The organism is Nonomuraea sp. NPDC050328 (assembly GCF_044459405.1).
Classification (GTDB): Bacteria; Actinomycetota; Actinomycetes; order Streptosporangiales; family Streptosporangiaceae; genus Nonomuraea.
Window position 1 is genome coordinate 26,413 of sequence record NZ_JBITIW010000002.1, and the last position, 25,990, is coordinate 52,402.

General features: G+C 73.2%; 23 protein-coding genes. 11 read left to right on the forward strand and 12 right to left on the reverse strand.

The features are described 5' to 3' along the window. Window positions 1–69: 69 nt before the first annotated feature. On the forward strand, window positions 70–1,497 hold the full coding sequence (locus tag ACIBG7_RS06225; RefSeq protein WP_397335371.1) for an aldehyde dehydrogenase family protein: 1,428 nt from the start codon (window positions 70–72) through the stop codon (window positions 1,495–1,497). On the opposite strand, the gene ACIBG7_RS06230 is transcribed toward ACIBG7_RS06225, so the two are convergent. Genes ACIBG7_RS06230 through ACIBG7_RS06240 form a run of 3 tightly spaced genes read right to left on the reverse strand, consistent with a single transcriptional unit; the run spans window position 1,494 to window position 4,072 of the window. Further along, complete coding sequence (locus ACIBG7_RS06230) at window positions 1,494–1,943, reverse strand: GNAT family N-acetyltransferase (RefSeq protein ID WP_397335372.1); 450 nt, start codon at window positions 1,941–1,943, stop codon at window positions 1,494–1,496. The two genes, ACIBG7_RS06225 and ACIBG7_RS06230, sit on opposite strands and share 4 nt — an antisense overlap. A 36-nt stretch (window positions 1,944–1,979) precedes the next feature. Then, window positions 1,980–3,038 (reverse strand): trypsin-like serine peptidase, encoded by a 1,059-nt coding sequence (locus tag ACIBG7_RS06235; RefSeq protein WP_397335373.1) that lies wholly within the window; start codon window positions 3,036–3,038, stop codon window positions 1,980–1,982. A gap of 56 nt (window positions 3,039–3,094) precedes the next feature. Then, window positions 3,095–4,072 carry a peptidase gene (locus tag ACIBG7_RS06240; protein ID WP_357936376.1) on the reverse strand — a complete coding sequence of 326 codons (978 nt, stop codon included), beginning with the start codon at window positions 4,070–4,072 and terminating at the stop codon, window positions 3,095–3,097. 214 nt (window positions 4,073–4,286) lie between these two features. On the opposite strand from ACIBG7_RS06240, the gene dxr reads away from it, so the two are divergent. After that, a complete protein-coding gene (dxr, locus tag ACIBG7_RS06245; protein WP_357936378.1) occupies window positions 4,287–5,480 on the forward strand; it encodes a 1-deoxy-D-xylulose-5-phosphate reductoisomerase in 1,194 nt (397 codons plus the stop codon). A 9-nt stretch (window positions 5,481–5,489) separates the two neighbouring features. Further along, entirely contained in the window at window positions 5,490–6,656 is a 1,167-nt protein-coding gene (ispG, locus tag ACIBG7_RS06250) for a flavodoxin-dependent (E)-4-hydroxy-3-methylbut-2-enyl-diphosphate synthase (RefSeq protein WP_357936380.1), read from the forward strand. 111 nt (window positions 6,657–6,767) lie between these two features. Here ispG and ACIBG7_RS06255 read toward each other — a convergent pair whose 3' ends face one another. Both ACIBG7_RS06255 and ACIBG7_RS06260 read right to left on the reverse strand, forming a co-directional pair. Continuing rightward, the gene (locus tag ACIBG7_RS06255; protein WP_397335374.1) at window positions 6,768–7,943 is read right to left on the reverse strand and encodes a hypothetical protein; all 1,176 of its coding nucleotides are present in this window, start codon (window positions 7,941–7,943) and stop codon (window positions 6,768–6,770) included. Window positions 7,944–7,983: 40 nt separating this feature from the next. After that, window positions 7,984–8,493 (reverse strand): SigE family RNA polymerase sigma factor, encoded by a 510-nt coding sequence (locus ACIBG7_RS06260; RefSeq protein ID WP_397335375.1) that lies wholly within the window; start codon window positions 8,491–8,493, stop codon window positions 7,984–7,986. A 165-nt stretch (window positions 8,494–8,658) separates the two neighbouring features. On the opposite strand from ACIBG7_RS06260, the gene ACIBG7_RS06265 reads away from it, so the two are divergent. Genes ACIBG7_RS06265 through ACIBG7_RS06275 form a run of 3 tightly spaced genes read left to right on the forward strand, consistent with a single transcriptional unit; the run spans window position 8,659 to window position 11,690 of the window. Continuing rightward, the gene (locus ACIBG7_RS06265) at window positions 8,659–10,272 is read left to right on the forward strand and encodes an alpha/beta hydrolase (protein ID WP_397335376.1); all 1,614 of its coding nucleotides are present in this window, start codon (window positions 8,659–8,661) and stop codon (window positions 10,270–10,272) included. A gap of 12 nt (window positions 10,273–10,284) precedes the next feature. Next, window positions 10,285–11,127 (forward strand): GNAT family N-acetyltransferase, encoded by an 843-nt coding sequence (locus tag ACIBG7_RS06270; RefSeq protein ID WP_397335937.1) that lies wholly within the window; start codon window positions 10,285–10,287, stop codon window positions 11,125–11,127. 2 nt (window positions 11,128–11,129) lie between these two features. Beyond that, window positions 11,130–11,690, forward strand: a complete 561-nt coding sequence (locus tag ACIBG7_RS06275; RefSeq protein WP_397335377.1) for a DsbA family protein — start codon at window positions 11,130–11,132, stop codon at window positions 11,688–11,690. On the opposite strand, the gene ACIBG7_RS06280 is transcribed toward ACIBG7_RS06275, so the two are convergent. The 3 genes from ACIBG7_RS06280 to ACIBG7_RS06290 are packed head-to-tail and all read right to left on the reverse strand — an operon-like array spanning window position 11,687 to window position 13,853. Continuing rightward, window positions 11,687–12,055, reverse strand: coding sequence for a DUF3037 domain-containing protein (locus tag ACIBG7_RS06280; RefSeq protein WP_357936390.1), 369 nt, complete (start codon window positions 12,053–12,055; stop codon window positions 11,687–11,689). The two genes, ACIBG7_RS06275 and ACIBG7_RS06280, sit on opposite strands and share 4 nt — an antisense overlap. 2 nt (window positions 12,056–12,057) lie before the next feature. Further along, window positions 12,058–12,834 (reverse strand): HipA family kinase, encoded by a 777-nt coding sequence (locus ACIBG7_RS06285; RefSeq protein ID WP_357936392.1) that lies wholly within the window; start codon window positions 12,832–12,834, stop codon window positions 12,058–12,060. Window positions 12,835–12,854: 20 nt separating this feature from the next. Beyond that, window positions 12,855–13,853 (reverse strand): LuxR C-terminal-related transcriptional regulator, encoded by a 999-nt coding sequence (locus ACIBG7_RS06290; protein WP_397335938.1) that lies wholly within the window; start codon window positions 13,851–13,853, stop codon window positions 12,855–12,857. A gap of 153 nt (window positions 13,854–14,006) precedes the next feature. Here ACIBG7_RS06290 and ACIBG7_RS06295 point away from each other — a divergent pair, with 153 nt between their 5' ends. Beyond that, complete coding sequence (locus ACIBG7_RS06295) at window positions 14,007–16,865, forward strand: S8 family serine peptidase (RefSeq protein WP_397335378.1); 2,859 nt, start codon at window positions 14,007–14,009, stop codon at window positions 16,863–16,865. On the opposite strand, the gene ACIBG7_RS06300 is transcribed toward ACIBG7_RS06295, so the two are convergent. Genes ACIBG7_RS06300 through ACIBG7_RS06310 form a run of 3 tightly spaced genes read right to left on the reverse strand, consistent with a single transcriptional unit; the run spans window position 16,862 to window position 19,763 of the window. Further along, the gene (locus ACIBG7_RS06300; RefSeq protein ID WP_397335379.1) at window positions 16,862–17,725 is read right to left on the reverse strand and encodes a TIGR03619 family F420-dependent LLM class oxidoreductase; all 864 of its coding nucleotides are present in this window, start codon (window positions 17,723–17,725) and stop codon (window positions 16,862–16,864) included. The genes ACIBG7_RS06295 and ACIBG7_RS06300 overlap by 4 nt on opposite strands. Then, entirely contained in the window at window positions 17,722–18,972 is a 1,251-nt protein-coding gene (locus ACIBG7_RS06305) for an LLM class flavin-dependent oxidoreductase (protein WP_397335380.1), read from the reverse strand. The genes ACIBG7_RS06300 and ACIBG7_RS06305 overlap by 4 nt, the downstream gene beginning before the upstream one ends. Beyond that, the gene (locus ACIBG7_RS06310) at window positions 18,969–19,763 is read right to left on the reverse strand and encodes an alpha/beta fold hydrolase (RefSeq protein ID WP_397335381.1); all 795 of its coding nucleotides are present in this window, start codon (window positions 19,761–19,763) and stop codon (window positions 18,969–18,971) included. Before ACIBG7_RS06310 ends, ACIBG7_RS06305 begins: the two co-directional genes overlap by 4 nt. A 58-nt stretch (window positions 19,764–19,821) precedes the next feature. On the opposite strand from ACIBG7_RS06310, the gene ACIBG7_RS06315 reads away from it, so the two are divergent. The 3 genes from ACIBG7_RS06315 (at window position 19,822) to ACIBG7_RS06325 (ending at window position 23,190) form a co-directional block, all read left to right on the forward strand. After that, entirely contained in the window at window positions 19,822–20,679 is an 858-nt protein-coding gene (locus tag ACIBG7_RS06315) for a TIGR03619 family F420-dependent LLM class oxidoreductase (RefSeq protein WP_357936402.1), read from the forward strand. Between the two features lie 9 nt (window positions 20,680–20,688). Beyond that, complete coding sequence (locus ACIBG7_RS06320; RefSeq protein ID WP_397335382.1) at window positions 20,689–21,144, forward strand: hypothetical protein; 456 nt, start codon at window positions 20,689–20,691, stop codon at window positions 21,142–21,144. 108 nt (window positions 21,145–21,252) lie between these two features. Beyond that, on the forward strand, window positions 21,253–23,190 hold the full coding sequence (locus tag ACIBG7_RS06325; protein ID WP_397335383.1) for a PASTA domain-containing protein: 1,938 nt from the start codon (window positions 21,253–21,255) through the stop codon (window positions 23,188–23,190). An 8-nt stretch (window positions 23,191–23,198) separates the two neighbouring features. On the opposite strand, the gene ACIBG7_RS06330 is transcribed toward ACIBG7_RS06325, so the two are convergent. Beyond that, a complete protein-coding gene (locus tag ACIBG7_RS06330; RefSeq protein WP_397335384.1) occupies window positions 23,199–23,717 on the reverse strand; it encodes a TetR family transcriptional regulator in 519 nt (172 codons plus the stop codon). 73 nt (window positions 23,718–23,790) lie between these two features. On the opposite strand from ACIBG7_RS06330, the gene ACIBG7_RS06335 reads away from it, so the two are divergent. Beyond that, window positions 23,791–25,977 (forward strand): MMPL family transporter, encoded by a 2,187-nt coding sequence (locus tag ACIBG7_RS06335; protein ID WP_397335385.1) that lies wholly within the window; start codon window positions 23,791–23,793, stop codon window positions 25,975–25,977. The last annotated feature ends 13 nt before the right edge of the window (window positions 25,978–25,990 follow it).

A 25,990-nucleotide genomic window follows, 5' to 3' on the forward strand; every position in this document is an offset into this window, starting at 1 on the left:
GGGTCAGGCGAGACGCTTGTGCAGGGTGGAGTGGTTGCCCGCCGCGCCCCATGGCATAGCGTCGAGGACATGGACGTGCGCACCTTCTGGCTCGCCGGGCGCCCCGCCACCGGCGCCTCCGAGCTCACCGTGACCAACCCCCACACCGGGAAGGTGGTGGGCGCCTACTCGGTGCCCACCGACGCCCAGGTCGAGGAGGCCGTCGCCGCGGCCGCCGCGGTCGCCAAGGAGGCCGCCGCGCTCCCCATCCACGTGCGGGCCGAGGCCCTCGCGCACGTCTCGCGCCGGCTGGCCGAGCGGGCCGAGGAGATCGCCCAGCTCATCACCGCGGAGAACGGCAAGCCCCTGACCTGGGCGCGTGGCGAGGTCGGCCGGGCGGTCTCCACCTTCCGCTTCGCCGCCGAGGAGACGCGCCGCTACTCCGGCACGGCCATGCGGCTCGACACCGAGCCGGCCGCCGCCGGGCGCCTGGCCTACGTGACCCGCGTGCCGTACGGGCCGGTCCTGGCGATCACGCCGTTCAACTTCCCGCTCAACCTGGTCGCGCACAAGGTCGCCCCCGCCATCGCGGTCGGCGCCCCGGTCATCGTCAAGCCCGCCCCGGCAACCCCGCTGTCGTCGCTGCTGCTCGGCGAGATCCTGGCCGAGACCGCGCTGCCCGCCGGCATGTTCTCCGTGCTGCCGGTCGAGAACGAGCGCGCCTCGGCCCTGGTGGAGGACCCGCGGCTGCCGGTCGTCTCCTTCACCGGCTCCGGCCCGGTCGGCTACGCCATCATGGACTCGGTGCCGCGCAAGCACGTCGTGCTGGAGCTCGGCGGCAACGCCGCGGCGGTCGTCCTGGCCGACGCCGACCTCGACTGGGCCGCCTCGCGGGTGGCGCTCTTCTCCAACTACCAGGCCGGGCAGAGCTGCATCGCCGTCCAGCGCGTGATCGTCGAGGAGGCGGTCGCCGAGGCGTTCACCGCCAAGCTGCTCGACGCCGTCGGCACCCTGGTGACCGGCGACCCGTACGACGACAAGACCCAGGTCGGCCCGCTGGTCTCCGAGGCCGCGGCCGAGCGGGTCCAGGAGTGGATCGACGAGGCCGTCGCCGGCGGCGCCAAGGTGCTGGCCGGCGGCACCCGCGAGGGCGCGACCGCCGCCCCGACCGTGCTGGCCGAGGTGCCCCACGACGCGAAGGTCTGGTGCGAGGAGGTCTTCGGCCCGGTGCTCGCCGTCCAGGTGGTGCCCTCCGCCGACGCCGCCTTCGCCGCCGTCAACGACTCGAAGTACGGCCTGCAGGCCGGGATCTTCACCCGCTCGCTCGACCTGGCCTTCCGCGCCAACCGCGAGCTGGAGGTCGGCGGGCTCGTCATCGGCGACGTGCCGTCCTACCGCGCCGACCAGATGCCCTACGGCGGCGTCAAGGAGTCGGGCGTCGGGCGCGAGGGCGTCGGCTCGGCGATGGAGGATCTCACCTACGCCAAGACGATGGTGCTGACCGGGCTGGCGCTCTAGCCGAGCCGCTTCTCGAAGCAGAGGCTCTCGGCGTTGCCGGCGTACTCGCCGAAGGCCGGGATCGGCACGAAACCGGACCGGGTGTAGAGCGCGATCGCCTCGGTGAGCAGGGCCCCCGTCTCCAGACGCAGGACGGGGGTCCCGCGCTCGGCCGCCAGCGCCTCCAGTTCCGCCAGGAGCAGCCGCGACAGGCCCGTCCCACGGGCCTCCGGCCGTACGTACATGCGCTTGATCTCGCTGACGCCGGGTTCGAGCGGCTGCAGCCCGGCGCAGCCGACCGGCTCGCCGCCCGCCCAGAGCACCACGAACTCGATCAGCGGGTTGATCCCCTTGCGCGGGTGGTACGGCTCGCGCGACTCACGATGGGCCAGTTCGAGCTGCTGCTCGGCGCAGAGGGCCGCCACGACCGGATCGGCGGGGGCGGGGCGGGTGACGGTCACTTCCATGGCAGAAAGCAACCAGGCGCGTATTACGCGGGTGTTTCAGGCACGTTCGGCGGTGTTGAACAGCGCCCGTGCCGCGTCACCGAAGTAGGGGCCGTACATCGTGCCGCGGTCGTCGGTGTACTTGAAGCTGCTCACCGAGGTCACGGTGCCCTTGCCGGTCGCCGGGTCGAACCCGGACAGCCACGGCCCGCCGCTGGAGCCCGCGGTCATCTCGCAGCCGAGACCCTGGTCGCGCGTCGCGCCGTGCGGGTCGTCGTGCACCCGGCCGGCGCAGTAGAACAGGTGCTCGCCGTCGTAGGGCGGGTCGGCCGGGTAGCCGAAGCCGAAGATCTGGCCGCCGCGGCCGGGGTTGAAGGCGATCTCCTGGGTGCCGACCGCGTCGGCCACGTGCTTGCCCTCCGCCTTGTTGAGGGCGACCATCCCGATGTCGAAGCTGTCGTCGGCGCTGCGCGACCACGGCCCGGCGACGAACATGCGCCGGGCGGTGAAGGAGCCGTAGGGCCGGTCGCCGCCGGGCCGGTAGCCGGGGACGAAGGTCCAGTTCTCGGCCCAGCCGCCGGTGCCGTCCTTGACGCAGTGACCCGCGGTGACGACGACGTCCCGGTTGCGGCTGCGCACGGTGCCGGCCGAACAGACGAAGTCCACCCCCGAGAGGGTGAGGAAGACCCGGCCGGTGGTCCTGGCGACCGCGCCGCCGGTCTGCCAGCGCGCGCCGGTGGTGGCGGCGCGCGGGCGGGCCGACTGGCGGCGCGGGGCGAGCTTGGTGACCCCGTTGGCCAGCACGGGCGCGGAGCCGAGCCCGGCCTTGCTGGTGATCCCGCTGAGCAGGGCCCCGTCCTTGGTGACGAGCCCCAGCAGGCTGATCGGCCTGGCCTTGGCCATGCGTTCGGGAGTCCAGTAGTCGAGGACGCGCCGCTGCTCGGCGGTGCTGCGCGCGGCGACGCGCTCGACGACGTCGGCGAGGGGGGTGGTGCCCGCCTGGTGGACGGGCTGGGCGATCGGCCGGGACTCCACGGGCGCCGCGCCGACCAGTGCGGGGCCCATGAGGCCCGCGACGAGCGGAGCGGCCGCCAGCAGGGGGGTGCTCAGGGTCATGGCCCCCGAGTCTGCACTACGGAGTGTGTTCGTGTGGGTACTTTCGGCAAATAAGTCTAGGCCGCGCCGGTGGCCTGAGCCTCGTTGTAAACCGCCTGGGCCTCATTGCCGAAATAGGGGCCGAACATCCAGTTCGGGGCGAAGTTGTATTTGAAGCTGTTCACCGAATTGAGCGTTCCGGCGCCGGTCGACTCGTTGAAGTTCACGAACCACGGGCCGCCGCTCGAACCGCCGGTCATGTTGCAGGTGAGCCCGTGGTCCTTCGACAGCAGGAAGTCGTCGAAGGCCCGGCCGGCGCAGTAGATCAGTTTCGAGCCGTTGTACGGCGCGGCGGCCGGGTAGCCGAAGGAGAACATCTGCTGGCGCCGTGCCTGGTTGAAGGAGATGCCCTGGCCGCCCACGACCTCGGTGAGCAGCCGGCCCTGCTGGGGCGCGACCACCGCGGCGGCGATGTCGAAGTTGATGTCCTCCTTGGCGTTCCACTGCGGGGTGGTGATCAGCTTGGTGGCCACCCAGGTGCCGAAGGGCCGCTGGCCGTTGTCGTAGCCGGGGACGAAGACCCAGTTGGTGTGGAACTGGCCGCCCATCTTGACGCAGTGCCCGGCGGTCATGACGACGCTGCGGTTCGCGCTGGTCACCGCGCTGCCGGAGCAGGAGGCGTTGCGGCCCTGGTAGGTGAAGAAGATGCGGCCGGTGGTCTTGACGACCTGGCCGCCCTTGGTCCACTGCGCGCCGCCGCTCACCGCCGCGGTCGGGTCGGTGGGCGAGGCGGTCCAGGGCGTGTTGGTGTTGGGCTGGCCCGGCTCGCCCTGGCCGCCCTGGCCCGTCTTGGGCGCGGGGGCGGTCAGCGGCTGGGCGTTGGCCATCTTGGCCGACGTCCAGTAGTCCAGGACCTCGCGTTGCTCGGACTTGCTGTCCGCGGCCTTCTCCTCGGCGGGAGGGGGCGCCGCTTTGGCGTGGGCCGGCATGGTGGTCAGAAAGGTGCCCCCCGTGGCGAGGGTGACGACGGAAAGCAGAGCGAGTCTGCGGTGCATGAGGTACCTCCCGGAACCTGATCTGAGGTTGGAAGGTAGCGAGAGCATTGTCCTGATTTCCCGAGATTTACTGATCCTGATATAGCGATATTTCTGGAAATGTGGACAGCAATTGTTTTCTGTCCCACCCGTCACGGATTTCGGGAAACAGCAGACGGCGCGGGATTCCGGAGTCACGTACCGACCAGGGGGCGGCGGCGGGGACAATGGGCGGGTGCGCTCAGCTACCTCCCGCCCGGTGGTCGTCCTCGGCTCGACCGGCTCCGTAGGCACCCAGGCCCTCGACGTCCTCGCCCGCGACCCCGGAGCCTTCCGGGTGCTCGCGCTGGCGGCCGGGGGCGGCCGGGTCGGCGAGCTGGCCGACCAGGCGGCGGCCTTCGGCGTGGAGGCCGTGGCGGTCGCCGACCCGGCCGCCGTCCCGGCGCTGCGCGAGGCGCTCGCCGCCCGCGGGGTGGCTCCCGCCGTGCTCGGCGGGCACGAGGGCGTGGCCGAGGTGGCCGCCTGGCCGTCCGGCGAGGCGGTGCAGCCGCTGGTGCTCAACGCCATCACCGGGGCGCTGGGGCTCACCTCGACGCTGGTCGCCCTTGAGGCCGGCCGTACGCTGGCGCTGGCCAACAAGGAGTCGCTGATCATCGGCGGGCCGCTGGTGAAGCGGCTGGCCAAGCCGGGGCAGATCCTGCCGGTCGACTCCGAGCACTCCGCGCTCCAGCAGTGCCTGTGGGCCGGCGGCCCCGACGGCTACGACCCCGAGGCGGTGCGGCGGCTGGTGGTGACGGCCAGCGGCGGCCCGTTCCGCGGGCGCCCGCGCGCCGAGCTCGGCGAGGTCACCCCCGAGATGGCGATGGCGCACCCGACCTGGAACATGGGCCCGGTCATCACGATCAACTCCGCTACCCTGGTCAACAAGGGCCTGGAGGTCATCGAGGCGCACCTGCTGTTCGACCTGCCCTTCGACCGGATCGAGGTGGTCGTGCACCCGCAGTCGGTGATCCACTCGATGGTCGAGTACGTGGACGGCTCCACGATCGCCCAGGCCAGCCCGCCGGACATGCGCCTGCCCATCGCGCTGGCGCTGGCCCACCCGGCCCGGCTGCCCGGCGCGACCGCCCCGGTGGACTGGACCCGCGCGCACACCTGGACCTTCGAGCCGCTCGACGACGAGGCCTTCCCCGCGGTCGAGCTGGCCAGGCAGGTCGGCACGGCCGGCGGCACCGCCCCTGCGGTCTACAACGCGGCCAACGAGGAGTGCGTCGAGGCTTTCCGGAAGGGAAGGCTGCCCTTCCTGGGCATCGTGGATACAGTTGCGTGCGTGGTGTCGGAACATGTCGTGACTTCGGCGGACACAGTGGGTGAGGTTCTGGCGGCCGACGAGTGGGCGCGGGCTCGGGCCCGGGAGCTCACCGCCTAAACTGTTGAAGTGACTTCTGTAGCACTCGGCATCCCCTCGGTCCGTCCCAAGCCGATCGCCGAACGCCGCCACTCGCGTCAGATCATGGTCGGCTCGGTCCCGGTCGGTGGCGACGCGCCGGTCTCCGTCCAGTCCATGACCACCACGGTCACGGCAGACATCAACGCGACCCTGCAGCAGATCGCGGAGCTCACCGCGTCCGGCTGCCAGATCGTGCGGGTGGCGGTGCCGTCCCAGGACGACGCCGACGCGCTGCCCATCATCGCCAGGAAGTCCCAGATCCCGGTCATCGCCGACATCCACTTCCAGCCGAAGTACGTCTTCGCCGCCATCGAGGCGGGCTGCGCGGCGGTCCGCGTCAACCCCGGCAACATCAAGAAGTTCGACGACAAGGTCGGCGAGATCGCCCGGGCCGCCGCCGCGGCGGGCGTCCCGATCCGCATCGGCGTCAACGCCGGCTCGCTCGACCCCCGGCTTCTGCAGAAGTACGGCAAGGCGACCCCCGAGGCGCTGGTGGAGTCGGCGCTGTGGGAGTGCTCGCTCTTCGAGGAGCACGGCTTCCGCGACATCAAGATCTCGGTCAAGCACAACGACCCGGTCGTCATGGTCAACGCCTACCGGCTGCTCGCCCAGCGCTGCGACTACCCGCTCCACCTCGGCGTCACCGAGGCCGGGCCGGCCTTCCAGGGCACGATCAAGTCGGCCGTCGCCTTTGGAGCGCTCCTCGCCGAGGGCATCGGCGACACCATCCGGGTCTCGCTGTCGGCGCCTCCGGTCGAGGAGGTCAAGGTCGGCACCCAGATCCTCGAGTCGCTCGGGTTGCGGGAGCGCGGGCTGGAGATCGTCTCCTGCCCCTCCTGCGGGCGGGCGCAGGTCGACGTCTACACCCTGGCCGAGCAGGTCCAGGCCGGGCTCGAAGGGCTCAAGGTGCCGCTGCGGGTCGCGGTCATGGGCTGCGTGGTCAACGGGCCCGGCGAGGCTCGGGAGGCCGACCTCGGGGTGGCCTCGGGGAACGGCAAGGGGCAGATCTTCGTCAAGGGCGAGGTCATCAAGACCGTGCCCGAGTCGCAGATCGTCGAGACGTTGATCGAGGAGGCGCTGCGGCTGGCCGAGGAGATGGGCGTCGAGGTGGACCTCGACGACGACGCCCCCGGCCCTCAGGTCACCGTGGGCTGAGCCCTCACCTCTGTCGCGCGCGTACGGCCGGTCACCTTTTCGGGTGGCCGGCCGTACGTGTGCCGGGGCTCCCGCGGTGACCGGCAGCGGTTCCCCGGCGGAAACCAAGGGTCAGAAGCCGGCGGAGGCGAGGTCGCCGGCCCAGGCGCGGTAGGTGTGGCTCGCCAGGCGGCGGACCTGGCCGGTGGTGACGTCGAGGGCGTAGGTGTGCTGGCCGAGAAGGGGCGGGGTCTTCACGTCGGCGGGGTCCCGGCGGTCGGAGAAGTCGTGATCGGGGACGGCGACGGTGATCTCGGTGGGGGAGGCCCAGGCGCCGACGCGCATGGGGGAGAAGCGGGCGTCGGTGCCGCGCAGCTTCACCGAGCGGGTGACCCGGCCGGTCTCGGTGTCGATGCTGACGAGGGTGTCGTAGGGGACCTCGCCGTCCTCGGTGAGGTGCCGGGAGGTCGGGACCCGGCCGGTGAGGCCGGTCAGGGTGCGGCCGTCCTCGGACAGGGGGCCGGCCATGAACCAGTGCTCGGGCTTGAACAGCACCCGGACCTGGCCGTCGGCCAGCAGCCCGATCCGGTCGTCGGCGTCGCGGACGACGAGGGGCGAGCCGCCGGCGGGCACGGACTCGGCGAACCAGCCGGACGGGAGGTCGGTGCGGCGGCCGGTCTCGACCTCGTAGAGCGCGCCGCTGACGGCGAGGTGGCGGCCGTCGGGGGAGAACAGCAGCCGGGTGCCGCCGGCCACCAGCGCGGCGCGGGTGATCTCCTCGCTGACCGGCCAGATCCGGCCGCTGTCCAGGTCGCGGGCGACGAAGCGGCGGGCGGGCTCGGAGTAGTAGGCGATGCGGCGACCGTCGGGGGTGATGGCGACGGGGGCGCCGGTGTTCATGTAGTTCTCGCTGGACTGCTCGGTGTAGACGCCCAGGGCTTCCGGCATGCGGTAGACGGCGCCGTCGCGGGTGACGACGTTCCACTGGGCGCAGGTGCGGTCGAAGGTGGCGGTGTTGGTCTTCGGGTCCCACTGCTCGCCGCAGAAGTCGTAGTAGGCGTGGCTGAGCGGGGTGACGCCGGAGGGGGGCAGGGTGTCGGTGATGGTGCTGGTCATGACCTGGGTGGCGCCGGGGTCGAGGACGGTGAGGGTGACGCCGCCGGCGGTCAGGGCCAGGACGGCGGTGGCGGCGGCGGCCAGGGCGGTGAGGCGCTGCCGGTTGGCGCGGTGCACGGCCCGGTCGGCGAGGTCCACCTGGGGAGCCTCGGCGGCGATCCCGGCGAGGTGGTCTCGGAACAGGTCGGTCATGGGGTCGTCTCCACGGGCAGGCGGTCGGACGAGAGGCGGGTCATGGGGTCGTCTCCACGGGGGCGAGCAGGTGGGCGAGGTCGGGGGCGAGGACGCGGAGCCGGCCGAGGGCGTGGTGGGTCTGGCTCTTGACCGTGCCGGGCGAGCAGCCGAGCAGGTCGGCGGTCTCCTCGACGGTGCGGTCCTCGTAGAAGCGGAGCACCAGCACGGCCCGCTGGCGCGGAGTGAGCCGGGCCAGGGCCTGGCGCAGGGCGATGCGGTGCAGGGAGTCGTCCCCGGGGTCCCGCCCCCGCTCGGGCGGGTGGGCGGTGGGGATGTCCGGCCGCCGGCGGCGACGCCACGAGATGTGCTCGTTGATCAGCGCCCGCCGGGCGTAGGCCTCCGGGTTGCCGTCCCTGGCCAGCTTGCGCCAGTGCCGGGCGACGCGGGTCAGCACCGTCTGCAGCAGGTCCTCGGCCAGGTGCGCGTCACCGGTGAGCAGGAACGCGCTGCGCATCAGGGCCTGCTGCCGGGCGCCGACGAACTCGCGGAAGCCCTCGTATCGGTCCATTGCTCTCCTCTCACCAGTAAAACGCGACCCCGCCCGGTCGCGTTGGAACCCGGCGGCGATCCAACACTGTGCCAGCCGACTGTCACGGCTCGGCAATACGCCGGGCGATCGCCCGGTTACTCTTGGCAGCCTTCGGGTGTTCCATGAGCTAAGGAGTGCTGTCGGGTGAGACGGGCCGTCGGGGTTGTCGCGGTGATGGGCGTGCTGGGCCTGAGCGCGGTGGGGACGGCCGAGGCCGAGCCCGTGCCTCGGGCGACGATCTCGTGGGGTCCCTGCACCAGGGCGCCGTCCATGGTGGAGCGGCTGCTGGGCGTGCAGCCGCGCAGCCCGGAGGACGGTGAGCCGATGCGCGCGGGGGTGGAGTGCGCGACGGTGCGGGTGCCGCTCGACCACCGCGAGCCGTACGGGCAGTCGATCAAGCTGGCGCTCAACCGGATCAAGGGCAAGGTCTCCCGTGACCACAACCACCTGGGCACCCTGCTGGTGAACCCGGGCGGGCCGGGCGCGTCGGGCCGCGAGCTGGCCGGGTACGTGGCGGCGGCGTTGCCGGCGGACCTGGCCGACCGGTTCGACATCATCGGCTTCGACCCGCGCGGCGTCGGCCGCAGCGAGCCGAGCCTGCGCTGCGTCGACCCGGACAAGTACTTCGCGCCCCCGCGCCCCGACCACGTGCCGAAGACGGCCCGTGAGGAGGCCGTGCTGGTGGGCAGGGCCCAGGGGTACGCGGCGCGGTGCGGCGACCTGTGGGCGTGGATGTTGCCGCACCTGGCCACCGAGGACAGCGCCCGCGACCTCGACGTCATCCGGCGGGCGCTGGGCGAGGAGCAGATCAGCTACCTCGGCTACTCCTACGGCACCTACCTGGGCGCGGCCTACGCCACGCTGTTCCCGGAGCGGGTCAAGCGCCTGGTGCTGGACAGCTCGGTCAACCCGGACGAGATCTGGTACCGCGCCAACCTCTCGCAGGACCGCTCCTTCGACCGCCGCCACCGCGAGTTCCTGTCCTGGACGGCCCGCAACCGCAAGGTCTACAAGCTCGGCAAGACCTTCAAGCAGACGAGCTTCGCGTGGTACTCGATGCGCGAGCGGCTGCGCGCCAAGCCGGCCGGCGGGGTGGTCGGGCCGAGCGAGCTCGACGAGCTGTACACCGTGGGCGGCTACACCGACGCCATCTGGCCGCAGCTCGCCGCCGCCTGGTCGCGGTACGTGCGCAAGGGCGAGGTGGCCGGTCTGGTCTCCGCCTTCCGGCACTACGTGAAGATCGACGCCTCCACCGAGAACAGCTACGCGGTCTACCTCGGGGTGCAGTGCCGCGACGCCGCCTGGCCGCGGGACTGGAGCCGCTGGCGGGCCGACATGACCGCGCTGCACCGCAAGGCGCCCTTCCTGACCTGGTCGAACGCCTGGTACAACGCGCCGTGCGCGTTCTGGGCGGTGCCGGGGGGCGAGCCGCTGCGGATCGAGGGCTCGTCCAAGCTGCCGCCGGTGCTGATGGTCCAGGCGCGGGGCGACGCGGCCACGCCGTACCAGGGGGCGGTGGCCATGATGAAGCGCTTCCCGACCGCGCGGATGGTGGTGGATCCGGGCGGCAACCACGGCCTGTCGCTGGCCGGGAACGCCTGCGTGGACCGGGCGCTGGCCCGTTACCTGGAGGACGCCACGCTGCCGGTGCAGACGCACTGCCCGAAGCAGGCGGGGCCGCGACCGGCCGAGCGGCTGTCCGCAGGTGGACGATACAGACACGAGCGGCTCACGGAGATCCTCGGCGTTCGGGGGTAGGCTGGCCGTGTGATGCTGCGAACCTCGGCGTCGCGCGTCCTCGACGACAACGACCGGGACGAAGTCCTGGCCCTGCTCGACTCCGATCCGGTCGCCAACGTCTTCGTCGCCTCCAGGGTCCGCATGGTCGGGCTGAACCCGGCTCGGCTCGGCGGGCAGATGTGGGGATTCGGGCCGCGCGGCGCGCTCGTCTCGCTCTGTTACGCGGGGGCGAACATGGTGCCGGTCAACGCCGGTCCGGAGGCCGTCGCGGCCTTCGCCGACCGCGCCCGGCGCCAGGGGCGCCGCTGCTCGTCGATCGTGGGCCCGGTGGAGGCGGTCGAGCCGCTGTGGGAGCGGCTGGAGCCGTACTGGGGCCGGGCCCGCGCGATCCGCTGGCGGCAGCCGGTGCTGGCCACCTCGCGGAAGCCGCCGGTCGCCGCCGACCCGCTGGTGCGCCGGGCCCGCCCTGACGACTTCGACGTGGTGCTGCCGGCCTGTGTGGCGATGTTCACCGAGGAGGTCGGCGTCTCGCCCAACCTGGGCGACGGCGGGGCGCTCTACCGCACCCGGGTCTCGGAGCTGATCCGGATCGGCCGTTCCTACGTGCGCATCGAGGACGGCCGGGTGGTGTTCAAGGCCGAGATCGGCGCGGTGACGCCGCAGGCCTGCCAGATCCAGGGCGTGTGGGTGGCGCCCGAGCGGCGCGGCGAAGGGCACGCGGTGGCGGGCATGGCCGCGGTGGTCGAGGCGTCGCTGGCCTGCTTCGCGCCGCTGGTCACGCTCTACGTCAACGACTTCAACCACGCCGCCCGCGCGGTCTACCGCAAGGTGGGCTTCCGCGAGGTGGACACCTTCATGTCAGTACTCTTCTGAGGGTGATCGTCGACTTCTGGTTCGACCCGTCCTGCCCCTTCACCTGGACGACCTCCCGGTGGCTGGTCGAGGCGGCGACGGTCCGCCCGATCACGATCCGCTGGCGGCTGCTCAGCCTGGCCGCGCTCAACGAGCACCTGGAGGTGGATCCAGAGGGCGACACCGAGGGCTACCTCTGGTACCCGGCGCGCATCTGCGCCGCCGTCCAGGAGGGGTACGGCACCGCAGCCCTGGGCGCCTTCTACGCGGCCTTCGCCCCCAGGACCGACTGGGACGCCGCCGCCGCGCTGGCCGAGGCGGGGCTGCCCGTGGAGCTGGCCGAGGCGGCGACCAGCGAGCGCTACGACGACGACGTGCGCGCCTCCACCGCCCGCGGTATCGCCAAGGTCGGCCCGCACGTCGGCACGCCCATCCTCGCCGTCGGCGACACCGCGTGCTTCGGCCCGGTGCTGTCGCGGGTGCCCGAGGGCGAGGCGGCCGGCCGGCTGCTCGACGCGGTGCTGGTGATCGCCGGCACGCCCGGCTTCCACGAGCTCAAGGGCCCGCCGCCGCCGGAGGTCTAGCGGACCAGGCGGTCGAACAGGCGCGACAGCTCGGCCTCGGGGTCGGTGGTCAGTCCCATGTGCACCGGGCCGGTCTGCACGATGGTGCTGCGCGGCGCGGTGAGCCAGCGGAAGCGGCTGCCCAGCGACTCCCTGGACAGCGGGCCCTCCTCGTCGGCGCAGGCGAGCTGGTAGGCGCTGAGCGACTGCCGCACGCCGGCCAGGTCGGCGGCGGGGTCGAGGGCGCGCAGCCGGACCGCGTCGAGCTCGACGCGGGCGCACAGGTAGGCGCGCTGCTGGCAGTAGAGCAGCACCCCGGCGTTGATCAGCTCGCCGCGCTCGACGCGGGGGATGACGCGGATGACCGCGTACTCGTAGGCGTCCATGCTCAGGCTCCCCGGTGGAATTCGCCGACCGAGCCGGGGCCGCCGCCGCGCTTCTCCGGCGTGCGGGTCTCCCAGCCGTCGCGGGCGCGCCGGTGCAGGTGCTCGACGTACGCCTGCCGTACGGCCTGCGCCGAGTCGAAGCCGGGCTCGTCCTCCAGCCACTCGTCGGGCACGAGCGCGGTCACCTCTTCCAGCAGGTCGCGGGAGATCTCCATGCGGCCGTCCTCGGTGGCGAAGGGGGCCAGCACGTGGTCGCTCGCGTCGTAGGGGCGGGTCGGGTCGGCATTCTTCCAGTTGTGGTGGAACCAGAGCGCCGCGCCGTGGTCGATGAGCCAGACCTGCCCGTGCCAGAGCAGCAGGTTGGGGTTGCGCCAGCTCCGGTCGACGTTGTGGATCAGGCCGTCGAACCAGAGCACGCGGGAGGCGAACAGCGGGTCGGGCCGCCAGGTGAGCGGCTCGAAGCCGAGCGCGCCGGGCAGGAAGTCGACCGCGAGGTTGAGCCCGGCGCTGTTCTTGAGCAGCTCCTGGATCTCGTGGTCGGGCTCGCGGATCCCGAACTCGGGGTCGAGGTCGATCAGCTTCAGCTCGGGGGTGCGCAGGCCGAGGCGGCGGGCGAGCTCGGCGCAGATGATCTCGGCGACCAGCACCCGGCGGCCCTGCCCGGCGGCGCGGAACTTGACCGCGTAGGTGCCGAGGTCGTCGGCCTCGACGACGCCCGGCAGGGAGCCGCCTTCTCGCAGGGGCGTGACGTAGCGTGTCGCCTTGATCCGTTCCAGCACGGCACGAGGCTACCGCCTGATCAGCGCAGCCAGCCCCGGGCGGCGGCCTCTACGCCGGCCTGGAAGCGGGTGGTGGCGCCGAGCCGCTCGACGAGGGCGGCGATGCGCCGGGTGGCGGTGCGGCCGCTGACGCCGAGCTGGCGGGCGATGGCCTCGTCCTTGAGCCCGGCGTGCAGCATCTGGAGCAGGAGGCGTTCCTCCTCGCTGGGGCGGTCACCGGGGTCGGCGGCCGGGCCGGTCAGCGGCTGGGCGCGGTCCCAGTAGGCCTCGAAGACCTCGATCAGCGCGTCCAGCAGCCCGGAGGGCCGGATCACCGCGATGTTGTCCAGCACCCCGCCGACCAGCGGCATCACCGCCAGCCTGCGGTCGGCCACGCGCAGCTTGAACGGCAGGCTGGGCGCCATCCGCGACTGCTCGCCCGCCTCGGCCAGCTTCGTGAGCGTCTCGAAGCGGCCGGGCCGCTCCACGGAGGCCGGGCAGTAGATCACCCGCACCCGCACGCCGCGTTCGAGCACGCGCAGGGTGCTGGTGTACTCGCCGTCGTTGGTGTTGTGCGGGTGCTCCACGTACGGCGGGCGGTCGAACAGCAGCAGTTCGGAGGTGACCGTCCGGTCGAGCTCGACCGCCTGGCGTTGCAGGGCGCTCTCGCCGGTGAGCACCTCGACCATGCCGCTGGGGTCGGTGCCGAGCCGGGCGGAGTGGAAGAGCTGGGCGAAGTCGGTGACCGCGGTCCGGACCCCGGCCAGGTTCGCCTCGTGCTCCAGGCGGCGGCGGTCGACGAGCCAGCCGAGCGCGGCCTCGGGGGCGACCGGCTCGTAGGCGCCAGGACGGCCGCGCCGGACGAGGCCGAGGGCGCTCAGGCGGGTCAGGGCGCGGCGCAGCCGGGTCTCGCCGGCGCCGAGTTCGGCGGCGAGGGCGGCGATCGAGGCGCCGGGGCGGCGGAGCAGCAGGCGGTAGGCGCGTTCGTCGAAGTCGGCGACGCCGAGGGCGCCGAGCACCGGCTCGCTGTCCACTATCACCCGCAAGAACACGAAAAAGGGTGACGAATACCGTCACGTGACGAAAGCGGTCACGAGCATATCTCGACAAATCGGGCGTCGGGCCCGTTCACTGCTGTCTGCCCCCCACGGCGATCTTGCCGCCGGGGTCGCGCCACCCCCTCAAGAGGAGCAATGTCCCGACGCATGCGCGGGCCCGGAGCCGCGGTCCTCGCCGCCGCCCTGGCCCTGACCGCCACCCCAGCCCCGGCCCACGCCGACCCAGAACCGGCCCCGCTCGGCCACTTCCTCGTCACGCTCGCCGACGAGCCGCTGGCCACCTACGACGGCGGCCTGCCCGGGCTCAAGGCCACCAAGCCCGGCAAGGGGAAGAAGGTGGACACCACCAGCGACGACGCCAGGCGCTACCGGGCCCGCCTGGCCACCCGCCAGGCCGAGACCGCCGCGAGCGTCGGGGCGAAGCCGCTGCGGCAGTACTCCGTCGTGTCCAACTCCTTCCTGGCGGAGCTCACGCCCCAGCAGCTCACCCGCCTGGCCGCCGCCGGAGAGGTGCGCTCGGTCGTCGCGGAGAAGATCTACCGGACCGCCGACGACCGCACCTCGACCGACTTCCTCGGTCTGCCCGGGTTGTGGCCGCGGCTCGGCGGCCCGGCCGGCGCGGGCAAGGGCGTGGTGATCGGCGTCATCGACAGCGGCGTCTGGCCGGAGAGCGCCTCGTTCGCCGGGCCCGCCCTCGCCGCCGCGCCCTCGGCCGGCGAGCCCTACCGGCGGGGTGACACGGTGGTGGTGCCCAAGGCCGACGGCGGCACGTTCACCGGCCTCTGCCAGGCCGGCGAGCGCTTCACCCCCGACCTGTGCAACCAGAAGCTGGTCGGCGCCCGCTTCTTCGGCGAGTCCTGGCTGCGGCAGGTCCCGCCGGGCCAGCGCCGCGACTTCGTCTCGCCGCGCGACGGCCAGGGCCACGGCACGCACACCGCCGCCACCGCCGCGGGCAACCACGGTGTGCGCGCCAACGTGTTCGGCGTAGACCTCGGCCAGGTCTCCGGCGTCGCGCCCGGCGCGGCGGTCGCCGTCTACAAGGCGCTGTGGCAGGGCACGACCGACCAGACCACCTTCGGCGCGGCCGGCGACCTCCTGGCCGCCGTCGAGCAGGCGGTCGCCGACGGCGTGGACGTGCTCAACTACTCCGTCAGCACGACCAGGGAGAGCAGCCTCGACGACCCGCTCGTCCAGGCCTTCCGCGCCGCCGCCGAGGCCGGCGTCTTCGTGGCCGCCGCCGCGGGCAACGCCGGGCCGGAGGCCTCCAGCGCCGACAACACCGCGCCGTGGGTGACCACGGTCGCCGCCGGGACCCTCGCGCCCCAGCCCGGCCGGGTGCAGCTCGGCGACGGCACCGTGCTGACCGGCGCGAGCACCGTCGTGACCGCGCCGGTCGGGCCGCACCCGCTGGTCACCGCGCGGGCGGTCAAGGCCGCCGGAGCCTCCGATACCGACGCCGACCTCTGCGCCGCGGGCTCGCTCGACCCGGCCAAGGCCGCAGGGAAGATCGTGGTCTGCACGCGCGGGGTCATGCAGCGGGTGCTGAAGTCGGACGAGGTGAAGCGGGCCGGCGGGCTGGGCGTGGTCCTGGTCAACCCGGTGGCGCAGGACCTGGCGGGGGATCTGCATGCCGTACCGACGGTGCACCTGAACTGGCCGGACACCACCACGGTGCTGGACTACGCGGCCACCGCGGGGGCGACGGTCACGTTGCTGCCCGGTGGCACGGATGCCACGCCGTACCCGCGGGTGGCCTCGTTCAGCTCGCGTGGCCCGGCGGCGATCGGCGCCGGTGATCTGATCAAGCCGGACCTCGTCGCGCCCGGCGCGTCCATCCTGGCAGCCACCTCGCCGTTCGGCGCGGGCGGCCGGGACTTCGACTACTTCTCCGGCACCTCCATGGCGGCGCCGCACGTCGCCGGGCTGGCCGCGTTGCACCTGGCCAAGCGGCCCGGGCTGTCGCCGATGGCGGTGCGCTCGGCGATGATGACCACCGCCTACCCGCTGGCCGGCAGCGACGTGTTCGCCCAGGGCTCGGGGCACGTGGATGCGGCGCGCATGCTGGAGCCGGGGCTGGTCTACGACGCCGGCCGTGAGGACTGGCTGGCCTTCCTGGCCGGCCGGAGCGCCGCCGACCTCAACTACCCGTCCATCGGCGTCGGCGACCTGTTCGGCTCGCGTACGGTCACCCGCCGCGTCACCGCGCTGACCCCGGGCGTCTACCACGCCAAGGTCGAGCTCCCGGGCGTCAAGGTGAAGGTCCGGCCCTCGACGCTGAAGTTCGGGGCCGCGGGCGAGACCAAGGAGTTCACCGTCTCGCTGGAGCTGCGCGACGCCGAGACCGGACGGCCCGCGACCGGGGCGCTGACCTGGACCGGAGCCGGGCACACCGTGCGCAGCCCGATCATGGTGATCCCGCAGACCGTCCGCGCGCCGGAGGAGCTCACGCTGAGCGGGAGCGCCGGCACGGCCTCGTTCGAGGTGACGCCGGGCGTGTCCAAGCTGCGGGCCACCGTGCACGGCCCGGTCAGCACCACCCCGGTGGAAGGCGTCTCCGACCCGGCGACCGGCGACTACGCCCGCCACCCGGTGAGCGTGCCGGCCGGCACCAAGGCCATGCAGGTGCACCTCACCTCGGCCGATCCGGAACGGCCGCTCTTCCTGGCGCTGGCGCGGCAGGAAGGCGGTCAGTGGGTGCCCGAGGCGTTCCTGCCGCAGTTCGAGGCCGACCTCACCCTCACGCTGGCCCGGCCCAGGGCGGGCGAGTACCAGGTGATCGTCGGGGCGGTGCTGGGCGCCACGCCGTACCGCGTGCGGACGAACCTGGTGGGTGAGGGCGGGAGCGGCAGCCTGACGGTGACGCCGGAGCGCGCCAAGGTCACCCCCGGCGTCCCGGTCGCCCTCACCGCCACCTGGCAGGGGCTGGCGCAGGGCCGGCACACCGCCTACGTCGAGTACCCCAACGGGACCGGGACGGTGCTGACGATCAACTAGCCGCGGATCACCTCGTCGGCGAAGCGCTCCATGGTCAGCTTCTTCAGCTCCAGGGAGCCGTGGCGGGCCTTCTCCTCGGGGGAGGCCCGCCACCAGGGGGCGGCCATGGTGGCGGTGACGCCCTTGTCCTCGAAGCGGCGGTAGGTCGCCGCGTCCGGGAGGACGGCCAGCGGGGCGACGACCTCCAGGGCGTCCGGCGGCCGGCCGTACTCCTCCAGGAGCTCGCGCAGCCGGGCGAGCACCTGGTCGAGCCGCTCCTCGGTGTAGACGCGGTTGCCGATCCAGCCGTCGCCCAGCCGGGCCGCGCGGCGCAGGGCGGCCTCGCTGTCGCCGCCGATGTAGACCGGGATCGGCCGGCGGGGGACGGGCGCGATGGACAGCGGCGGCAGGCCGTCGAGGCGGACCTCGCGGCCGGTCCAGAGCTCGCGCAGGGCCGGGATCATCGCGTCCAGGCGCTTGCCGCGGGTGTGGAAGTCCTGGCCGGTGGCCTCGAACTCCTCCTTGCACCAGCCCACCCCGGCGGCGAGGACCACCCGCTCGCCGGAGAGCACCGCGGCGGTCGAGACCTGCTTGGCGACGGTCATCAGGTCGCGGGCCGGGGCGATGTAGACGTTCGGCGCGAAGGTCAGCGTGCTGGTCACCGCCGCCATCGCGCCGATCGTCACCCACACGTCCGGCCAGTGCGTGGCCGCGTCCCAGCGCGGCCGGCCGCTGCGCGAGTAGGGGTACGGCGAGGCGAAGTCGGCGAAGAACAGGTGGTCCGACAGGGTCAGGGCGTCGAAGCCGCACATCTCGGCGTGCCGGGCGAGCTCCAGGAACTCGCCGGTGGCGGCGAAGGAGGCCCCGAGCCAGTACCTCATCCGGCGAACTCCGGGATGACCTTGGTGGCGAACAGCTCCAGGTTGCGCTTGACCGTGTCGAGCGGGAGCACGCCCTGCTGGCCCTGCATGTAGAGCCCGAACCACTCCAGGTCGGGCATCCGGTCGAGCATGCGCTGGATGCCGCGCTTGACGTCGTCGGGGGAGCCGAACAACGCCATCTCGACGTCGTTCATCCGCTTGACGTCGCCCTTCTCGGGGGAGATCGGCTGGTGCCGGTCGTCCTCCTTCTTGCGCAGCACCTCCAGGTAGCCGAAGGGGCCGAAGAAGGCGGCGAAGTCCTTGGGGATGCCGCGGCCGTAGGTGTTGATCGCCTCCTCGGTGGTGTCCGCGATGCCGACGATCTTGAGGATGCCGGTGTGCTCGCCCAGCTTGTAGTCCCGGCCGCACTTGGCCGACTCCTCCTGGTAGAGCTTGGCCTTGGCGGCGTGGTCGTCGGGGTTGGGGGTGAACATCCACGGCAGGATGTCCTCCTGCGCGGCGCGGATCACCGAGCGGTCGGAGATGGTGAACGGCTGCCACAGTTCGGGGTGCGGGTTCTGGTAGGGCCTGGGGCAGACCGACACCGCCTGGACCCGGCCCTGGTCGTCGAGCTCGCCCGGGGCGCCGAAGGTCTGCGTCCATTCCTGCGCCGGCCAGCCCTCGATGCCCTCGAAGGGGTAGGGCACCGAGTAGTCCAGCACGTCCGAGCGGTAGCGCAGGGTGTCCTGCGTCCAGGCCATCTTCATGATCTTGAGCACTTCGCCGAAGACGTCGAAGTTGCGGTTGTCGGAGCTGGAGCCGTCGGAGCGGGCGGCGGCGGCCTGCCAGCGCTGGCCGAGCACGTTCATCCACCGGTTCTGGTAGCCGCGTGCCACTCCGAGGCGCAGCCGGCCCTTGGAGAACTGGTCCAGGAGCGCCACGTCCTCGGCCGCCCGGATCGGGTCCCACGCGGGCAGCACCATGCCCAGCGGGGCGAGCAGGATGCGCTCGGTGCGGGCCGCCAGGTCGGTCAGGAACATCAACGGGTTGACCGAGAACTCCATGCCCTCGGAGTGGAAGTGGTGCTCGGTCATCATCAGCGCGTCGAAACCGATCCGGTCGGCGTGGACCGCGATCTCGCGCACCTCGTGCAGCAGCGCCTGGTAGGACTCGGTGTCCCGGCCGATCGGCCGCTTGGCGCGGGCGTTCTCCTCGGCGGCGTACCCGGAGCCCGGAATCTGGGGGTTCAGAAAGATGGCGAACTTCACTGCAGACTCCTCAGCCAATCGGTCAGGACGACGACGAACTCGGCGGGCCGCTCCTCGTGCAGGCGGTGGCCGCTGCCCGGCCAGCAGACGACGCGCGAGGCCGGGTGCTTGAGCAGGGGTTCCTCCCAGGCGGCCTGGGCGGGGGAGGCCCAGAACGACAGCACCGGGCACTCGCGGCGCGAGAGGTAGGCGTCGGCGGCCGGGCGGGCGCCCAGGGCCTCGGGGCCGGACCACAGGGCCTCGAAGGCTTCGGCGAGCACGTTCGGCGGGGTGGCCAGCAGGCGCCGCCGATGCCACTCGCGCAGCCAGGCGGGTGAGGCGGGGGTGTAGCACCACCGGTCGATCCGGGCGGCGGCCGAGCCGGGGTCGTCGCCGCGCAGGCCGGGCAGCAGGCCCAGGGACAGGCGGGCGACCTCGTCGGGGTAGCCGTAGCCGGGGTCGATCGTGACCAGGGCCCGGATCAGGTGCGGGTGCTCGACCGCGAGGCGGGAGACGATCACCGCCCCCATCGAGTGCCCGACCGCCACGCAGCCGTCGACGCCGAGGCGGGTCAGCAGGGCCGCGAGGTCCTCGGCCATCGCCGCCGGGGTGTTCCCGTCCGGCGGGGCGGAGGAGTAGCCGTGGCCGCGCAGGTCGGGGGCGAGGACGCGGTGCCGCTCGGTCAGCGCAGGGAGGTGGGGGGCCCATTGGTGGGAGTCGGCGCCCCAGCCGTGCACGAGCAGCAGGGGCGGGTCGCCGGAACCGTCGTCGGTGTAGAAGAGCTTGGCTCCGCCGCTCACCTCCAGGAACATGTGCAGCAAGCTACTCTAAGATTCGCGACCGAGCAATCGCTTGGTAGAGAGGAGCGTCATGCGGCTGGGTGTCACCACTTTCGCCACCGACCGGTCCCTCCCGGTCACCGAACTGGCCAGGGCGGTCGAGGAGCGCGGGCTCAGCTCGCTCTACCTGCCCGAGCACACGCATCTGCCGGTCGCCACGGCGAGGACGCCGGGCCAGGACGGGGTGGCCGAGCCGTACAAGCGCACGCTCGACCCGCTCGTCGCCCTCGCCGCCGCCGCCGCGGTCACCACCCGGATCACCCTCGGGACCGGCATCCTGCTGGCCGCGCAGCGTGACCCCATCGTCACCGCCAAGGCCATCGCCACCCTCGACCTGCTCGCGCCGGGACGCGTCGCGGTGGGGGTGGGTTTCGGGTGGAACCGGGCCGAGATGGAACACCACGGCGTGCCGTACGGCGAGCGCCGCGAGATCGCGCGGCGGCACGTGCTGGCCATGAGGACGTTCTGGACCGAGGAGGAGGCCGCCTTCGACGGCGTCGCCCCGTCGTGGTCGTGGCCCAAGCCGTCCGTGCCGCCGCCGATCTACCTGGGCGGCGCGGCCGGGCCGAAGCTCTTCGAGCACGTGGGCGAGTACGGGGACGGGTGGATCCCGATCGGCGGCTCCGGGATCAAGGCCGCGCTGCCCGCGTTGCGCGAGGCGTGCGGCGGGCGGGAGGTGCGGGTCATCCCGTTCGGCTCGCGGCCCACGGCGGAGAAACTGGACTACTTCGCCGGGCTCGGGATCACCGAGGTGGTGGCGAACGTGCCGAGCGGGGGCGCGGACGTGGTGCTGCCCGTCCTCGACGAACTGGCGCTGCTCGCCGCCGCGGCCGGCTCCGGCCGATCGGGCGACGGGACGCCTGGGGCTGCTGGGGGAGAACTGCCATAATGGCCGCCTATGTCGGATGATCTGGCGACCGTCCCCTCCGGCCGCCGCTCCGGGCTCAGGCGCGGGCGCGTCCTGGCCTTCGCCGCCCTCGCGGCGCTCGCCTGCCTGCTCGCCGTGGGCGCGGCGCTCTGGTGGCCGCAGGCCTCGGAGCCGCGCGTCGTCGCGGGGTTGTGGCGCGGCACCGCCGACCATCCCGCCGCGGGCCGCGTCTTCCCGATCGAGGTACGGCTGGCGCCCGGCGGCGAGTCGGCCATGCGCTGGGGCGCCGACCTGCACTGCCGGGGCGTGCTCTCGCCCGGCGGCCACGAGCTGTCCTTCGCGCTCGACCGGGTGAACGGCAAGGAGTGCTACCCCGGCGTGGTGACCCTCGTCCCGACCGAGGACCCCAACCAGATGGACATCAAGGTGCAGCGCTCGGGTGACAGCACTGTCACGTACACGGGCAGGATCGCCCGCCCCTCCTGACCTGGTGTGTCACGGTCGGGTGGCAATCGTGGCGCTTACCGTTGACTGACTGCCTTCCGATGATTTCAGTGGAAAGCACAGAGCGGGTGGCAGCGAGGGGAGGCGCCCGTGCCGATAGCTCAGCCGCTCAGAACGGGGGACCCGCAGCGACTAGGCGACTACGAGCTGTCAGGGCGTCTGGGGGAGGGCGGCCAGGGGGTGGTCTACCTCGGCGGGCTGGACGGGGAGACCTACGCGGTCAAGCTGCTCCACGGCGAGGTGGGCGAGGAGCGTGCCGCCTTCCTGCGGGAGGTGGAACTGGCCAAGCACGTGGCGCGCTTCTGCACGGCCCAGGTGATCGACGTCGGGTTCGAGGACGGCCGGCCGTACATCGTGAACGAGTACGTGGACGGGCCGTCCCTGCACCGTGAGGTCACGCTGACCGGGCCGCGCGGCGGGGCCTCGCTCGAACGGCTCGCGGTGGGCTGCGCGACCGCGCTGGCCGCGATCCACCGGGCCGGGATCGTGCACCGCGACTTCAAGCCGCAGAACGTGCTGCTCGGGATGGACGGGCCCCGGGTCATCGACTTCGGCCTCGCGCGGGCGCTCGACGCGGCCGCCACGCAGAGCGGGCGCGGGGTGGGGACGCCGGCGTACATGGCGCCCGAACAGATCACCGCCTCCGCGGTCAGCGGCGTGGCCGACGTGTTCGCCTGGGGGGCGACCATGTGCTTCGCCGCCAACGCCTCGGCCCCCTTCGGCCAGGACTCCGTCGCGCCCGTCCTGCACCGCATCCTCACCGCGCCGCCCGCGCTGGGACGGCTGGAGGGGCGGATGCGCGAACTGGTGTCGGCCTGCCTGGAGAAGGACCCGCGCAACCGGCCCACCAGCCGGGAGCTCCTGCTCGCCCTGCTGGGCGGGAGCGACGGGGCGCCGGCGGAGGTGCTGCGCTCACCTCCGCCGCCCCCGGTCTTCCGGCCTGCGGACGGGTTGTCCCGGATCGGCACCCCGCCGGGCGCGGAGGACTCCCGTGGGTCGTTACGCCCGATGGCCACGCCCGAGGCGACCGGGGCCGCGAGCGTGGCCCACGCCTACCACCTCCCGCCGGACGGCCCGACCCTGCCGCCCGCGCCCAGAGAGGCCCGATGGGCGGCCATGCGGCGGGTGGGGCTGGCGACGGGAGCCGCGCTCCTGGTGAGCGGCGCCGTCCTGGCCGGCGTGCTGATCCCGGTCCTGGACCGCTCCGGCCGCCAGACCGTGGTGGCCGGACCCGCCGCGGCCCCCTCGACCGCCCCGGCCACGCCCGCCGAGGGCCTGCTCCCGCAGCTCGACCGCACCACCTCCGACGAGGAGATCCCGCCCCCCTCTCCGCAGGTCCGGCCCAGCCAGGGCGGCCCCGGCAAGCAGACGACCGTCCGCGACGTGGCCATCCCCCGGCTGATCGGGCTCGACCGCTCCGCCGCGCAGAAGGCCTTACGCGCGGCCGGACTCCAGCTCGGCGCGGTGGCCGAGGTGAGCTCGCCGCGCAAGGTGGGCGAGGTGCTGGGCTCGGTGCCGTCGGCCGGGGCCAAGGTCATGCGCGGAACCCAGGTGGGCCTCACCGTGTCGGCCGGGGTCACCGTCCCGCGCCTGGCCGGGCTGAGCCGCAAGGCGGCCGAGGCGGCGATCCTCAAGGCCGGGCTGGCGGTCGGGAAGGTGTCCACGACCTGTTCCGCCGGGGCGCGCGGGGTGGTCTCCGCCAAGCCGGCCGCCGGGACGAGGGTCGCCGCCGGCACGGCCGTGTCGTTCGTGGTCGGGCGGGACGGGCTGCTCGTGCCCGGCGTCACCGGCCAGGCCCGCGGGCCCGCCCGCAAGGCGCTGGTCGCGGCCGGCTTCGCCGTACGGGTGCAGGGGCGGCTGGTGACCGAGCCCGCGCAGGAGGACGTGGTGCTCGGCCAGAACGTGGCCGCGGGCACGTGCGCCCAGCCCGGGCGGGTGGTCGTCCTCACCGTGGGCGTCCTGGGCCAGACCGAGCCCGACCCGGACCCGGAGCCGTCGCCCGAGCCGTCGGCCACCCCGACCGACTGACGCCGCGCTCAGATCCAGTGCGTCAGGAGGGCGAGCAGGTGCGCCCGGACGCGCTCCTCCGGCAGGTCCATGGTGTGCACGATGCCCCACTCCAGCGCGCCGAGGACGGCCCAGCCGCGGATGCGGGCGGCGTCGTCCGGGTCGGGGCCGACGATGCGGCGGTAGATCTCGTCGCGGAAGGTGCGGATGGCCTCGGCGGGGGTGCCGGGGACGGGCTCGTCGCCGTGCCCGAAGTCCTCCATCATCAGCCGGATCACCGCCCGGTGCCGCACGGTGAAGGTGACCAGCCCCTCCAGCGTGAACGGCTCGCCCAGGAAGGTGAACAGGTCGTCGGCGGCCGGGGCGATCAGCTCGGCGGCCAGGCGGTCCTTGGGGTGGAAGTGGTAGGCGATCGCGGTCTTGGTGAGCCCCACCACGGCGGCGATGTCGGCCAGCGAGGTCGCCGCGTAACCGCGTTCGGCGAAGAGCTCCTGGGCGGCGGCGAGGATGCGCGAGCGGGTGTCGTTGCCGTGGTCGAGTGTGGTCATCGTCTCACTTCCAACGGTGCCTTTGCCTCTTTATGGTAGGTCCTGTACGGGCGTACAGGACGAGGGGGAAGTCATGTCCGGACTGCTGGGGCGGCTCGGCGGCTGGTGTGCGGGACACGGCCGCGCGGTGCTCGCGCTGTGGGTGATCGTCGCGGTGGGCCTGATGGGTGGCAGTCTGGCGCTCGGAAGCCCGGTGAGCAACGACGTCAGCATCCCCGGCAGCGACGCGCAACGCGCCCACGACCTGATGCGCGACGGGTTCGGCCCCGGCTTCGACGCCGGCGGGACGGTCCAGATCCTGCTCTACTCCGCGGACAAGCCGCTCACCTCGCCGCTGCGGCGGGGCGCGATCGACGAGTCCGTGGCGAACATCCGCCGCCTGCCGTACGTCGAGGAAGCCGAGGCCGGGCCCTCGGCCAGCACCGAGATCGGCGTGATCACGGTGCGGCTGAGCGGGGCCAAGGCGTCCGAGGTCTCCGGCGAGATCGTCGCCGCCGCCGCGCCCGCGCGCGAGCTCGGGATCGAGATCGTCCCGGCGGGCAGCTCGTCGCCCGCCGACAAGGAGATCAAGACCGGGCCCAGCGAGATCGTCGGCGTGCTCTGCGCGTTGCTCGTGCTGGTCCTGGCCTTCGGCACGCTGGTCGCCGCGCTCGTCCCCATCCTCAGCGCCCTGGTCAGCGTCGCCGCCGGGCTCGGCCTGATCGGCCTGCTCGGCCACGTGGCCGACGTGCCCAAGCAGGCCGGGATCATGGCGACCATGATCGGGCTCGGCGTCGGCATCGACTACGCGCTCTTCCTGACCTCCCGTTACCGCAAGCTTCTGGCCGACGGGCTGCCCGTGCACGAGGCCGTGCGCCGGACCACCGCCAGCTCCGGCGGCGCGGTGGTCTTCGCCGGCGGCACGGTCATCATCGCGCTGAGCGCGCTCATGCTCGGCGGGTTCCCGCTGCTGCAGACGCTGGGCTGGATCACCGGGCTGTCCGTGGTCTTCGCGGTGCTCACCTCGGTGACCTTCGTGCCCGCGCTGCTCGGCGTGCTCGGGCCGCGGATCAACTCCCTGCGGGTGCTGGGCCGCCGCGCCGCCGCCGGCGGTTCGGAGGGGCCCGGTGGCGGCTGGAGCCGCCTGGCCTTCTGGGTCGCCCGGCGCCCGTGGCAGGTGCTCCTCGGCAGCGTGCTGGCCCTCGGCCTGCTGTCCGCCCCGGCCCTCGCGCTCAAGCTCGGCCCGCTCGACAACGGCTACTCCGACCAGGGCACCCCGGCCCGCCGCGCCTACGAGCTCATGCAGACCGGCTTCGGGCCCGGCGCCAACGGCCCGCTCATCGTCGTCGCCGAAGGCACCGGGAACGTCGCCAAGGTCAGGGCCGCGGTCGAGGACGTCCCCGGCATCGCCCGCGTCACCCCCGGCAAGGCCAACACCGAGCGCGACGCCGTCCTCCTCCAGGCCATCCCCGACTACGCGCCCAGCGACCCGCGCGTCCAGGACGTCGTCCGCGACGTCCGCGCCCTCGCCCTGCCCGGCGTCGACGTGCACGTCGGCGGCGAGGCCGCCGCCCTGGCCGACGCCGGGACCCGCATCTCCGAACGCACGCCCCTGGTCATCGGCGTCGTCGTCCTGCTCAGCGCGCTCCTCCTGCTCTTCGCCTTCCGCGCGCCCGTCGTGGCCTTCAAGGCCGCGCTGATGAACCTCGTCTCGCTCGGCGCCGCCTTCGGGGCCCTGGCCCTCGTCTTCTCCTTCGGCCTCGGCAGCCGCCTCGTCGGCCTCGACCCGCCGCACAGCGGCTCCATGCTGGTCGAGTACTTCTTCGCGGTGCCGATCGACTCCTACGTCCCGCTCATGCTCTTCGCGGTGCTCTTCGGGCTGTCGATGGACTACGAGGTCTTCCTCCTCACCGCGGTACGGCAGGCGTACCTCCGGCACGGCGACAACCGCCGGGCCGTCGCCGAGGGCCTGGGCTCCACCGGCCGGGTCATCACCTCGGCGGCGCTCATCATGGTCGCGGTCTTCGTCGCCTTCATCGCCTACCCCGACCCGCTGGTCAAGGTCTTCGGCGTGGGCCTGGCCGTGGCCATCGCGGTCGACGCCACCATCATCCGCGGCTTCCTGGTGCCCGCCACGATGGTGCTGCTCGGCCGGGCCAACTGGTGGTGCCCGCGCTGGCTCGACCGCCTCCTGCCGAACCTCTCGGTCGAGGGCCACGAGGAGGACGACGCCCCGGCGCCGCCCCGCGTGCTGGAGGAGGCGGGCGCGGGGCGACGGTGAGGCGTCCCTGGAC

Bases quoted from the DNA above. Each gene is read 5' to 3' on its own strand.
- ACIBG7_RS06225 (WP_397335371.1), top strand. From the start codon at position 70: ATGGACGTGCGCACCTTCTGGCTCGCCGGGCGCCCCGCCACCGGCGCC.
- ACIBG7_RS06320 (WP_397335382.1), top strand. From the start codon at position 20,689: ATGTCGGATGATCTGGCGACCGTCCCCTCCGGCCGCCGCTCCGGGCTC.
- ACIBG7_RS06315 (WP_357936402.1), top strand. From the start codon at position 19,822: ATGCGGCTGGGTGTCACCACTTTCGCCACCGACCGGTCCCTCCCGGTC.
- ACIBG7_RS06255 (WP_397335374.1), bottom strand. From the start codon at position 7,943: ATGACCGACCTGTTCCGAGACCACCTCGCCGGGATCGCCGCCGAGGCT.
- ACIBG7_RS06295 (WP_397335378.1), top strand. From the start codon at position 14,007: ATGTCCCGACGCATGCGCGGGCCCGGAGCCGCGGTCCTCGCCGCCGCC.
- ACIBG7_RS06240 (WP_357936376.1), bottom strand. From the start codon at position 4,072: ATGCACCGCAGACTCGCTCTGCTTTCCGTCGTCACCCTCGCCACGGGG.
- ACIBG7_RS06260 (WP_397335375.1), bottom strand. From the start codon at position 8,493: ATGGACCGATACGAGGGCTTCCGCGAGTTCGTCGGCGCCCGGCAGCAG.
- ACIBG7_RS06230 (WP_397335372.1), bottom strand. From the start codon at position 1,943: ATGGAAGTGACCGTCACCCGCCCCGCCCCCGCCGATCCGGTCGTGGCG.
- ACIBG7_RS06270 (WP_397335937.1), top strand. From the start codon at position 10,285: ATGCTGCGAACCTCGGCGTCGCGCGTCCTCGACGACAACGACCGGGAC.
- ACIBG7_RS06280 (WP_357936390.1), bottom strand. From the start codon at position 12,055: ATGGACGCCTACGAGTACGCGGTCATCCGCGTCATCCCCCGCGTCGAG.
- ACIBG7_RS06330 (WP_397335384.1), bottom strand. From the start codon at position 23,717: ATGACCACACTCGACCACGGCAACGACACCCGCTCGCGCATCCTCGCC.
- ACIBG7_RS06300 (WP_397335379.1), bottom strand. From the start codon at position 17,725: ATGAGGTACTGGCTCGGGGCCTCCTTCGCCGCCACCGGCGAGTTCCTG.
- ACIBG7_RS06335 (WP_397335385.1), top strand. From the start codon at position 23,791: ATGTCCGGACTGCTGGGGCGGCTCGGCGGCTGGTGTGCGGGACACGGC.
- ACIBG7_RS06310 (WP_397335381.1), bottom strand. From the start codon at position 19,763: ATGTTCCTGGAGGTGAGCGGCGGAGCCAAGCTCTTCTACACCGACGAC.
- ACIBG7_RS06235 (WP_397335373.1), bottom strand. From the start codon at position 3,038: ATGACCCTGAGCACCCCCCTGCTGGCGGCCGCTCCGCTCGTCGCGGGC.